Genomic DNA, 12,158 nt, shown 5'->3' with positions numbered 1-12,158 from the left:
GATTTTTGTCATGAAAAAATTTACGAATGTGATAAAGAAATTGAATCTACACTTGAAAGAATAGCTGGTCCTATAGAAAAAGAAGATAAAGCTCAAAAAAAAAGACGTAAAAATGAATTATATTTTAATTCTGATGCACTATAGTAAATTCTATTAATTTTCACATAGAAAAGGCAGCATCAATGGCATTATTATGTTCGTATCCTCTGCTCTTAAAAGTTTTGTAATGAGCCTTTAAAACAGCCCATTGATTTTCAATGGGATTATAATCAGGCGAATAAGGAGGTAGGTACAGCAATTTACAGCCTGCTTTTTCAATTAATTCCTTTGTTTTTGAACCTTTATGAAAAGAAGCATTATCCATAACAATGGTTGAACCTGCTTCAACTTCAGGCAAGAAACATTTTTCTAACCATTCGTTAAATCTAATATTGTCCGTGTATCCATCAAAAACATATGGTGCAATAAATTTTTTAACACTGTGAAACCATCCTGCAATAACAGATGTTCTGTTTGTTTTTTTTCCAGAAATATCTGTTTTTATTTGTATTCCTCGTTTTGCTCTGGCATAATTTCTGTATAAAGATGAATCAATTCCTGATTCATCCATGTAAATTATTTTATTAGGATCTAATTGTAAAAGTTCTGATAGGTATTCTTGTCTTTTTTCTTCATTTCTCTCTATGTATAATGTGCTTTTTTTTACGTGTAATTCCTAGTTTTTGACATCTATAATGTATTGCTGGAGGCCAGCAATCAAATTTTTCGCTTAATTCTTTTAAAGTTGCGTCTGGATTTTTTTCAATTTCTATTTTAAGGGTTTCCGGATCTATTTTTCTAGCTTCATGAGTTTTACGTTTTTTCTCTACAAAACTTCCATTTTCCTTATATTCTTTTACCCAACGACTAATTGTATTGCTGCTAATTTTAAAGAGTTTTATAACTTCATTCCAGGATATTCCTTGCAATATATTAGCCACAACTCTCAACTTAAATTTCGTGTCATAACTCATGATATAGACCTCCATATTTTCTATGTCAGTACTATAACACGAAATTGTGAAAATTAATAGAATTTACTATATAGTCGTTTAACTATCCAGATTATAAGGCAAAGTCTAGAGACCCTCGAACCGGAACGGAGTGTACTTCTTCATAAGTGAGTACCGATCGCTGCGATCTGACGACGAATTTGCTTATAGGCTAGGTAGTTTATAGTGTTTTCGCTTTTGGTTAAGAGAAGGAATGAGGAACGAAGTGTAGTCTCTTTCTACATGAGGGGCGTTTGACGCTCTATTAACCAAAATGGAAAATACTATATCTAGTCGACGACGCGTTCTTGCCAAGAGGGCATCGGAAAGGCAAGTTGTGCCCAAGCCCCTGATAAAGGATAAACAATTTTATAAACGCCATTCATTAATTGGTATAAAACCATTGGTTTTGCTTTATTTTTTTCTTTATCAAAACGAATTTCACCATAAAGTGTTTTTAGTTTCGTTTGTTCTAAGGCATCACGTACTTTTTCTGGTTCAAGTGATTGCGCACGTTCAATAGCATCAGCCAAAAGGATAAGGGAAGCGCTTGCGCCTGCTGATTGATAAGGTGGATTAATATTATATTTAAGATTATAGCTAATTGCGTAATCTGCAGAAGATGCAAAAAAACGATCGGGATAATTTAAAAATGGATCCCATTGGGAAGCGCATAAAATATAGTCAGATTTGGGTTTAAGATCTTCAATTTTTGAAGCATCGCAATGGGTCATTGCAACCATTGGAAAATCAATTTTCTTTTTTGCAAGCTCATTGACAAAAGGACGTGCGCCATCAGATTGAAGTGTTGCAATTAATAAATCTGGTTTTGAAGGTGCTATTTTGTCCAATATGTCGCTTATATCTTTTGAAGATGCACTGATTGTGTAATCACCTATTAATTGCATTTTCCATTCTTGTAAAGCCTCAACGACGCCAGATCTTATGTCTTGGCTACTGGGTTCATCACGCGCAATAATAGCAATTTTAAGGTCTTCTGCTTTACGGCCTCTGGCCAGCGATGCTTCACCTAATAATTTAATCGCTGGTTTTAGATATTGGTCAGCCGAAGAACTTGTACTAAAGGTGTAATGTAAATTTGGAGAATATAAAAGCAATGCTGTCCCTTGAGATTGAACAAAAGGTATTTTGTATTTTTCAGCCAATGGATAAATTGCAGAAGCGATATTAGACCCATAAGGACCAAGTAGAAATTTTACCCCTTTTTTGATGAGGTCTTCAGCACCCACCTTAGAACTGTTTGGATCTGAAGCGCCATCTGCATAGATGAGTTCTAATTTGTAAAATCGATTGCCGACGCGTATCCCACCGCGCGTATTAATTTGATCAAGAGCAATGTCATATCCTTTGCGTACAATTTGCGCAATTTCTTTAAGCATTCCCGTTTGTGCAATAACGGCGCCGATCTTGATGGTGTCATTGTCAGTATTTGCAAGAGAAGGTTGCTCTGCTGGTTTTGTTTCGACGGCAATGATTGTTGATTGGCCATTTTCTGCATAGGCATTAAAACTTGCAGCGATTAAAAACATATTGATAACAAAAATTTTTATTGTTGTGCTTATCTGCTTCATTTTAAGCATCTCCACATGTTTTACCATTAACGATACAAATTATGCGGTAAAGTCTAGAAAGGCCGAGAACCGGAACGGAATGTACCTCTTTGTACATGAGTACCGGAAGCTGCGTCCTGACGACGAATTTGCCCATAAGGTGGATCGTTAACATTTAAAAAATACCTAAAAAGTAGCGCTGTCTTTCAATGGGTGAAAATTCTTTTTTGACAAGGCCTTTGGCAAAGTCAATAATTGTATCGGTTGATTTAAACACAGGAACAAGTTGAATTTGACCATTGGCAAGGGTTATTGCAATTTGGTTATTCAATGGATTTAAGGTGGCACTTAAAACGGGGATTGGACCCTTATGAAGCAATGCTATTTCTTCACCTGTTTCGATATCCCAAATACGCGCAGTGCCATCGGTTGACGCAGAATAAATGCGCGTATCATCAGGGCTAAAGAATGCTTCCTCAATACTACCAAGATGTTTTGAAATTTGGATTAATTGACGTCCATTATAAGCATGCCACAATGAAATTGTTTGGTCATCACTTCCGGTTAGAATCATTTTTGAATTCTTGGTTATATCAACATGTTTAATAGGGCCTTTGTGGCCTTCTAAAAGAAAAATTTCTTCACCTGTTTTTGTATTCCAAAGCCGTGCCGTACGATCATCTGAACCTGTGACAAGTCTTGTGCCTTCAGCATTCAAAACCATTTTAGTTAATGGTCCTTTATGTCCATTGAAACGAACAAGCTCAGCATTTTTATCAAGTCCCCATTTAATAGCAAAGCCATCACTGCCAATCGAGTAAAGAAGATCATCGTCATGTGAAAAAACAAGCTGTTGAATTTTACCTTTATGACCAACAAGCTGTGCTTTTTCTTGTCCGCTATGGGTATCAAATAGACGTATCGTGTGATCGTCGCCGCCTGTTGCAATGATTTTTTCATCATGGCTAAAAGTAAGCGCGTTTACATCACTTTTGTGACCGATTAAGGTATAACGCGGTTGTGAACCGCCATCATCCCATAATTCAACATCTCCATTACGTAAAGCAATGGCAAAATATTGTCCTTTGGGACTGTAAAGAGCTGTTGTAATGGATTGTGGTTCACGTTTAATATTACTTGTTTCTTTACCTTTATTTGTTGACCACAAACGCACAAAACCATCCCAGCCAGCTGTTAAAAATTGATCCCCTTTGGGATTAAAAGATAATGCATAAATACGATTTTGATGTGCATCAATGGTGGTTTTGCCGCCAATTTTGGATATTTTCCATAATTCAACTTTACCTTTGGCGCGTGCAGTTAATAAGGATTTTCCATGCGGTAAAACATAAATTTTATTTAAAAATGATGAACCTGTATCTAAAATCATAAATTGCTCACCATTGTCAGTTCTCCACAACCGAAAGGTGCCATCCTGACCACATGTTGCTAAAAAAGAATTGGCTTCACAAAAACTTGATTCCAATACTGGGCCATCATGACCAGATAATATTTTGATAAGTTTTGGTTCGTTTGCTAAAGACCAAAGACGCGCTGTTCCATCGCGAGATGTACTTACAAGATGATGTCCATCGGGGCTTATTTTAAGCGATGTTAAACTTCCATAATGACCTTCAAGGTTTGTTTTTTGACCATTTTGGCGATCAATCATAACGATTGATCCGTCATCAGCAGCAGCAATGAGTGATTTTTGATTAGGGTGAAGGCTTAAAAAATAAATGGGATTGCTATGTTCAAATAGTATTTTAGAATTATTGGTTTTAAGGTCCCATTCACGAATTGTTTTATCTAGTGAAGTCGTTATAAGCGTGTCGCCTGTTGATGTGAACGCAAGATCTGTTAACCAATCCTGATGACCAAGAAGTTCTGCTTTTTGCGTAAACGCATTTAAATCCCAAAGTCGTATTGTTTTATCTAATGAAATGGAAGCCAGCATTTTATTTTCAGGGTCAAACGCTATTTTTTCAACGCTGGCTTTATGCCCTTCAAGTGTTTTAATAAGTTTTGCAGTCGAGGGATCCCATATTTTGATAGTGCTATCTATAGAGCATGAAACAAGCATTTTACCATCTTTGGAAAAAAGAAGTTGGGTAATGCGGCCCTCATGGGCATTAACTTGTTGTGCGTTTTCATCAGGCGTTGCAACATTCCATAATCGAAATTGTCCTGTTTCTGTTGATGCTGCAATGCGCGTTAAATCAGGACTCATAACAAAAGAAGTAATGAGGGCTTTCAATCCATCATAATCAGTTTTATTGCGATAATTATAAAGTGCTTTATAAAGGGATGCTTCCGCTTGAACAACATAAGGGCGTTCGAAATGATCATCTTTTTTGGGCAATGCTTCAAGAGAGAGTAAAATTGATGTTTCAATGCGTCCAGCATCCGTTTCACGTTGTGCAAGATCAGCTAAAAAATGAGATTGATTGCGTAATCCACGTGAAAATTGAAGTTCAGCGCGTAATTTTGCAATTTCAGAGGCATGACTTGAAATTTCTGCTTTACGTGCTGATTGTTTTGCATTTTGAGCACTTTCTTCCGCTTCTTTTTGTGCATTTTTAGCATTGTCAGCTTCTTTTTCAGCTGTTTTTTGGGCGCTTTGTGCTGCTTTTTGACCTCTATATCCAGTGTAACCACCAACGACCGCGACAAGTGATAAGATAGCAAAAACAAAAGAAAGTGCTCTGAAAAGATTTAATTTTCTACGTGTTTCAGCTTCTTTTGCCTGTAAAAAAGATTCATAATTTTCAACTGATTTTTCAATATAATGAATAAGGACAGGTTCTAAATCTTCGCGTCGTTGCAAAAGATCACGCCCATCAATAAGAGGTTTGCCTGCTGCTAGTAAATATTCGTCACGTTCGTTTTCGCTTTTCCATTGGGTTTCAGCATCTGTTATACGTGCACGAACACGTAAAAACTCTAGATCTTGCTGAAGCCATTCTTGTACACGCGGCCAATGCGAAATAAGTGATTCATGTGCAATCCGAATAACAGATTGGCCTACATCGTTTTGATCTGAAACAATAAGACGCGCTTTGATGAATGCATCAATAAAAAGTTTACGATTCTCATTTGTTGCAGTGTTTTCAAGAAGAACGCGCCGTGCAAATGGTTTAACAGCATCACTTTTTTCAAGAGTAATAAGCTTGCCACAAATGTAGGGAAGTTCATTTTGTGCGGATTCAGGTAAATCTTGAAAGATTTCTTCAGCGCGACGGGCCAATGCCCCTGCAATGCCGCCTAAATTTTCATAGGCTTCAAATGTAAGGACGTTACCTTCTGTGCGCTCTTGAAACAAGGCATCAAGCACAAATTCAAGGAGTGGTAAATTTTCAGGTGATTTTGCTGCTTCTTCGTGAAGAAGATCATCAAGTTTCGCACCATCAGATTTGCGCACTTCAAATTTAAGACCCGCAGCGCGTGCAGGATGTCTAATCATTTGGCCGATTTCATGGAAATCAGGGGGAAGTAAATGATATTGGCCTTCGCCTTCTTTAAGTTCAATAAGATCCGGATATTCAGCGGCACGGTGATAAAAATCACTGCGCATTGTGGCTATAATCCAGACAAGTCCAGATTGTGCTAATGCTGTAATAACTTTTATAAAAAGTTCATTTTCTTCACGGCTAAGGGCGTCATTTGTAAAAATTTCTTCGAATTGATCAATAAGCAATGCAAGTTTTGCAACAGGGGCTTCTTTTAAATTTTCTTTTTCCTTAATTTCTTGGGCCGCTTGGTTTAACCCAATTTTAAGTGTTGAAATAAGCCCTGTAGATGATTCACGCATCAGATTAAGTAAATCTTGATGATCTAGGCCTGTCCCAAGAATTTCGTGCAAAGCTGTTTTTGATAAAAGCGCAAAAGTAAGTGCGCGTAAAAGATTGCCAGCGCCAGCGTCCGATGGGCGCATCATTGCATAACGCCAAAGACCTACGCCTTCAACAATGCCTGGTTGTATAATGGTTGCAAGAACACCAGCACGCGCCAATGACGATTTACCGCCGCCGCTCATGCCTAAAATCATTACAAAAGCACAATTTAGTGCTGCACGATTTTGGAGTGCTTGTTTAATTTCTGCAATTTCGCGTGTTCTACCAAAGAATACAGCGGCGTGATCAATGTCAAAAGGTTCTAAGCCACGGAAAGGTGAGCCTTTACTCCATGTTATATTGGTGGTGTCGCCTGTGTCAGTTACATGTGTTGGTAGTTTATTTTTAAGAAAACGTCTTAAATGAACTTCTAAAATTTCTTCAAATTGATCAGGTGTTTCAAACATATGATAGGCGTTTTGAAAGCCTTTTTCAGGATTACCAAACCAATTATCACAAAACGCTTCTAATGCTTTTTTTTGCCGCAATCGTTCAAGTAATGCACCCTCATCTTGAATAGATTGCAATGCAACTTGGCTTTTACGGTAGGTCATAATCTCAGGACGGCCTGTGGCTTTAAAGCCTTCTAACGCATCTTCAAATTCCCATTCAGTACCGGATGAATATAATGATCCATCAGCTTTTTTAAATTTTTCGGGTAATCTTGTGCCAAGACGAGACCATAAGATAAGAATCATTAAGTCGGTGTCGGAAGGGCGAATAAGTTCATCTTGATAGTGGCCAGTGGAGCGTAAAGGTTCGTGCTCCCATAAAATAACATCAAGATTAAAAAAATTGGCAAATTCACCTTGTAATCTGTCAAGCACGCGTGCTGAAATTAGGCGTTCTTGTCCCACATCACCTGGGGATGAAATAAATATTCTAAGGTCTTTTTTCATTCGTTTATTTGCCCACTTGCCCGTAGGGGAGGGTCGCAAGATTTAATTAAAACGTTTCCTGTTTTTTATTCTAACAGCATTGCGTATTTAGGGAATAGAGAAAATGAAACGATGGAGATCTTTGTTTTCTAAACCATTTAGGTATATTTAGGCATATATGGTAGATATGTCAGATGGTTGGAAAAAAAATATTAAGGCTACTCACTTTGGATTGCATTTTGGAAGTTAATAAGTTATGCATGTCATTTATGCTTATCTATAAAAATTGACGTTGTGTCGTTTAAAAATATAAGCATCAAGTTTTTATAATTTTGTTAACAAAAAGGGTTCATCCATGACAGTAATGGACATCTTTATTATATCTAGCGGCATTTTGGCCATTCTATATGGTATCGTCGTTGGAAAAATGGTTTATGCAGCGCCTGCAGGAAATGCACGCATGCAAGAAATAGCATCAGCTATTCAAGAAGGCGCTAATGCTTATTTAAATCGCCAATATACAACAATTGCGATTGTTGGCATTTTTGTAGGCGCTGTTTTAGGATGGCTGCTGGGTAAATATGTGGCAATTGGTTTTTCCATTGGTGCAATTTTATCTGGTCTTGCAGGCTATGTAGGGATGAACGTTTCTGTTCGTGCCAATGTAAGAACAGCGGAAGCTGCACGCACAAGTCTTAAGGGCGCACTTGCAATTGCTTTCAGAGCTGGTGCCATTACAGGCCTTTTGGTCGTTGGCTTAGGTCTTTTGGGCGTTTTTGTCTATTATCTTGTTCTACGTCATTTAGGTTTAGAAATTCGTGTCATTCTTGAAGCGCTTATTGGTTTAAGCTTTGGTGCATCGCTTATTTCTATTTTTGCGCGTTTAGGCGGTGGTATTTTCACGAAAGGTGCCGATGTTGGTGCTGATTTAGTGGGTAAAATTGAAGCCGGTATTCCTGAAGATGATCCACGTAATCCTGCTGTTATTGCAGATAACGTTGGTGATAACGTGGGCGATTGTGCTGGTATGGCCGCCGATCTTTTTGAAACATATGCGGTAACGATTGTAGCAACCATGCTTCTTGCTGGTGTTATGTTTGAAGGTGCGGCACTTGAATCAATGATCATGCTTCCTTTAGGTATTGCTGCTGTTTGTATTGTTGGGTCAGTTATTGGAACATTTTTTGTTCGCTTAGGTTCTAGCAATAATATTATGGGTGCGCTTTATAAAGGCTTTATTGCAAGTTCAATTTTTTCAGCCGTTTTTATTGCTGGCTATATATGGCAAACAATTGGATTTGAGACGCCTTATCCTTTAGGTGAAGTAGAAATTACGGGTCTTAGCCTGTTATATTGTACTTTTATTGGATTAGGTGTAACAGGTCTTTTGATTTGGATTACTGAATATTACACATCAACTGAATACAGGCCTGTAAAAAGCATTGCAAAAGCATCTGAAACAGGGCATGCAACAAATATCATTCAAGGTTTAGCGATTTCAATGGAATCAACTGCTTTGCCTATTATTGTTATTTGCGCTGGCATCATAGGATCCTACTTGTTGGCAGGTATTTTTGGTATTGCTATTGCTGCAACAGCGATGTTAGCCCTTGCTGGTATGGTTATTGCGCTTGATGCTTATGGTCCAGTGACTGATAATGCTGGCGGTATTGCTGAAATGTCAGATTTACCAAAAGAAGTACGCGTTACAACTGATGCATTAGATGCTGTTGGTAATACAACAAAAGCGGTTACTAAGGGCTATGCGATTGGTTCAGCAGCTTTAGGTGCGATTGTTCTGTTTTCAGCTTATACTGAAGATTTAAGACATTATTTCCAAGGCTTGGATATAGAATTTAATCTTTCTGATCCATTTGTTGTTGTAGGCTTGCTTGTTGGCGGTATGCTTCCTTATTTATTTGCATCACGTGGTATGACAGCCGTTGGTCGTGCTGGTGGTCAAGTTGTGCTTGAAGTGCGTCGTCAATTTAAAGAAATCAAAGGCATCATGGAAGGAACGGCCAAACCTGAATATGGTAAAGCTGTTGATCTTCTAACAAAAACAGCGATTAAAGAGATGATTATACCATCCCTTTTACCGATTTGTGCGCCGATCATTCTTTATTTCGTTGTGTTCTGGGTTCAAGATCAATCTGCTGCTTTTACAGCATTGGGTGCGATGCTTTTGGGGACGATCGTAACAGGTGTATTTGTAGCGATTTCAATGACCTCCGGTGGTGGTGCTTGGGATAATGCGAAGAAATATATTGAAGATGGTCATCATGGTGGTAAAGGATCAGAAGCACATAAGGCAGCGGTCACAGGTGATACTGTTGGCGATCCTTATAAAGATACATCAGGTCCTGCTATTAACCCGATGATTAAAATTGTGAATATTGTTGCGTTGCTTTTGATGGCGACCTTGGCGCATTTAGCCCAATAATCAGTTTAATTGTCAAGATGATGGACAAATTCGTTGTCAGACCTGTGCTTCCGATACTCATGTACTTAAGTACACGCCGTTTCGGTTCTCGGTCTTTCTAGACTTTGTCTCATAATCTTGACAATTAGTTTCGGTGAAAAGGCCCCATAGGGGGCCTTTTTTTATACAAAAGGCCGCGTTTTAAAATGTCTTTGAATAATTATGAGTCGATTGTAACCCAAGACTAGCGCCAAATTTTTGTGATGCTGAAATAAAACTACAAAAAGCAATGAATTCAATTAATTCTTTTTCAGAGAAATATTGTTTCATACGTTCAATTTCATTTTTATCGATAGACATATGATCAATTTCAAATTTATTTGCGAATCGTAACGCTTCCTTTAACCTTACAGAATCTACATTTTTATCAGGTGGACCAGCTTTTGACATGCAATAATGACAGGCATTATTAAAAGCTAAAGCACGTCTTACTTGCTCAAGAAATTCTGGGCTAAATTGCTTGCTTTGAAAAAAGACAGTTTCAAGCTGTTCCCATTTGTTTAGAATTTCAGGTACATGACCCATCAATTTCTCGAAAGGTGTTGATCCATAATCCGATAATCGAATGTATGACATCTCTTTTTTACTCCGTAATTGGTGTATTGGTTGCACTGTATAAAAAATACTTATAACTTATTTAATGTCAATGTAATTTAGATAATTAGTTTTGTTAAAAAGGCCCTTTTTTGGGGGGCTTTTTTTATGTATAAAAAAAAGGTATAGTTTATTAGTTTTAATATTATGAAGGTTTTCTAAATGAAAAAAAATATATGCTTAATTTTTGTTATTTTTCTTTCTTTATCAACAAATACATTTGCTGATAATACATTTAAAACAGGTTCTCAAATTATTGAATTTCAAGATCCTAGTCGCAATAATAGAATAATACCGATTCAGCTTTTTTATCCTGTTGATGTGAGTACTCAAACTGAGCCTATTACAAAAGGCATTGCGATCCGAAAAGAAATTGCAAGAAATGCACCTATTTCAGGACAACTCAAAAATTATCCATTAATTCTTTATTCACACGGTCACGCAGGTTCTTTTAGTGATATTGCATGGCTTGCAGATGCTCTTGTGCCCAAAGGATATATGATTGCTTCTGTTGAGCATTTTGGGAATGCCTATATGAATGAACAGATTGATTATTCTTTAGGCCGTTTTTGGGAAAGACCACTTGATGTTTCTTTTGTGCTCACCAAATTATTGGATCATTCCGAATGGAAAACGAAAATAGATCCTTCTAAAATTGTAGCTGGGGGTTTTTCAAAAGGCGGCATGACTGCAACGTTTTTGGCCGGCGGTCAAATGGAAGGTCCAAGACTTAAGACTTTTGTTGATACTTATTTTTATGACAAGGATGAAACAGCCCCTTATGCGCTCAAGAAAATTGAGGCGATGGATTGGTCATCGGTTGAAAAAAATTATAAAGACTCAAGAATTAAAGCCTTTATTAGTTTTGCACCTGCTTTTGGACATCAATTTACGGATAAGTCACTTTCAGCTATTACATTGCCTTTTTTGATTGTTGCCGGTGAAAATGACAGATTAATGCCGATAGAAGCAAATGCACAATATTTGAAACAGCATGTAAAATCATCAGAATTTCATCTGTTAGAAGGAAAAGTTGGTCATTTTATATTTATGAATAAATGCAATGAAGCGGGATTCATATTTGCTGAGGGTGTTTGTCGTGATGATCCTTCAGTTAATCGTGGTGATACCCACCAAAAAATAGCTGATTTAGTTGATAGTTTTTTAAAGACATCTTTAAAATAATGAATCGTAAAGAACGATTTATGAAGTTTTAATATTTTCCATGTAGACTGAAGTTAGCAATAACAGAAACTACATGGAGATAAAAATGAATAAATTATGGTTTGCTGGTGTTATAGTTTTACTTTTTTCTAGTGTAAGTTTTGCGGATACACTTCTTAAAAACGATAGCGATGTTCAAGTGACATTTAGGGTTGGTTCTGCTGATATTGTGCTGGGGCCAAGAGCAAAGCATAATATTAAGGGTGATAACATGGACAAGCTTATTTCTTTTTCTGTTGACCAAAAAGATGCCCAGTTTCAAAAATCAACCATTGTTTGTCCGCAAAAAAAATTAAAATCGAAAGAAATGTTAACAATTATCGCACGAAAATCAAAAATACCAACGCCTATGATTAAAGCGACTCAAAAAGGGGGGAGCTTAGTACCTGGTTTTATTAGAAAATTTAAGTGCGACGTGCAGTAAATCGGTTGTAATTTTTTGGATTAAAATAATATTTATATTATTTTATTATTATAGTAATATT

The 12,158-nt window shown here is 37.1% G+C and carries 8 protein-coding genes; 3 read left to right on the top strand and 5 right to left on the bottom strand.

The window, feature by feature from the left end:
* Nucleotides 1-160 precede the first annotated feature (160 nt).
* The 4 genes from Q8L85_10495 to Q8L85_10480 all read right to left on the bottom strand — a co-directional run bounded on the left by Q8L85_10495 (nucleotide 161) and on the right by Q8L85_10480 (nucleotide 7,394).
* Nucleotides 161-685: an IS630 family transposase gene (locus Q8L85_10495; GenBank protein MDP1725114.1), complete on the bottom strand. Its 525-nt coding sequence runs from the start codon at nucleotides 683-685 to the stop codon at nucleotides 161-163.
* Nucleotides 672-1,013, bottom strand: a complete 342-nt coding sequence (locus tag Q8L85_10490; GenBank protein MDP1725113.1) for an IS630 transposase-related protein — start codon at nucleotides 1,011-1,013, stop codon at nucleotides 672-674. Before Q8L85_10490 ends, Q8L85_10495 begins: the two co-directional genes overlap by 14 nt.
* A 308-nt stretch (nucleotides 1,014-1,321) precedes the next feature.
* Nucleotides 1,322-2,623 carry an amino acid ABC transporter substrate-binding protein gene (locus Q8L85_10485; protein MDP1725112.1) on the bottom strand — a complete coding sequence of 434 codons (1,302 nt, stop codon included), beginning with the start codon at nucleotides 2,621-2,623 and terminating at the stop codon, nucleotides 1,322-1,324.
* A 154-nt stretch (nucleotides 2,624-2,777) separates the two neighbouring features.
* A complete protein-coding gene (locus Q8L85_10480) occupies nucleotides 2,778-7,394 on the bottom strand; it encodes a hypothetical protein (GenBank protein ID MDP1725111.1) in 4,617 nt (1,538 codons plus the stop codon).
* Between the two features lie 334 nt (nucleotides 7,395-7,728).
* Between Q8L85_10480 and Q8L85_10475 the strand changes: the two genes are divergently transcribed.
* Nucleotides 7,729-9,816: a sodium-translocating pyrophosphatase gene (locus Q8L85_10475; GenBank protein ID MDP1725110.1), complete on the top strand. Its 2,088-nt coding sequence runs from the start codon at nucleotides 7,729-7,731 to the stop codon at nucleotides 9,814-9,816.
* Between the two features lie 180 nt (nucleotides 9,817-9,996).
* On the opposite strand, the gene Q8L85_10470 is transcribed toward Q8L85_10475, so the two are convergent.
* Nucleotides 9,997-10,431 (bottom strand): hypothetical protein, encoded by a 435-nt coding sequence (locus tag Q8L85_10470; protein ID MDP1725109.1) that lies wholly within the window; start codon nucleotides 10,429-10,431, stop codon nucleotides 9,997-9,999.
* A 180-nt stretch (nucleotides 10,432-10,611) separates the two neighbouring features.
* On the opposite strand from Q8L85_10470, the gene Q8L85_10465 reads away from it, so the two are divergent.
* Together Q8L85_10465 and Q8L85_10460 are read left to right on the top strand one after the other, a co-directional pair.
* Entirely contained in the window at nucleotides 10,612-11,634 is a 1,023-nt protein-coding gene (locus Q8L85_10465) for an alpha/beta fold hydrolase (GenBank protein ID MDP1725108.1), read from the top strand.
* A gap of 85 nt (nucleotides 11,635-11,719) precedes the next feature.
* Nucleotides 11,720-12,097 (top strand): hypothetical protein, encoded by a 378-nt coding sequence (locus Q8L85_10460; protein MDP1725107.1) that lies wholly within the window; start codon nucleotides 11,720-11,722, stop codon nucleotides 12,095-12,097.
* The last annotated feature ends 61 nt before the right edge of the window (nucleotides 12,098-12,158 follow it).

This window comes from Alphaproteobacteria bacterium (assembly GCA_030680745.1).
Taxonomy (GTDB): domain Bacteria; phylum Pseudomonadota; class Alphaproteobacteria; order JAUXUR01; family JAUXUR01; genus JAUXUR01.
This window is presented reverse-complemented; position numbering and strand designations above follow the sequence as displayed.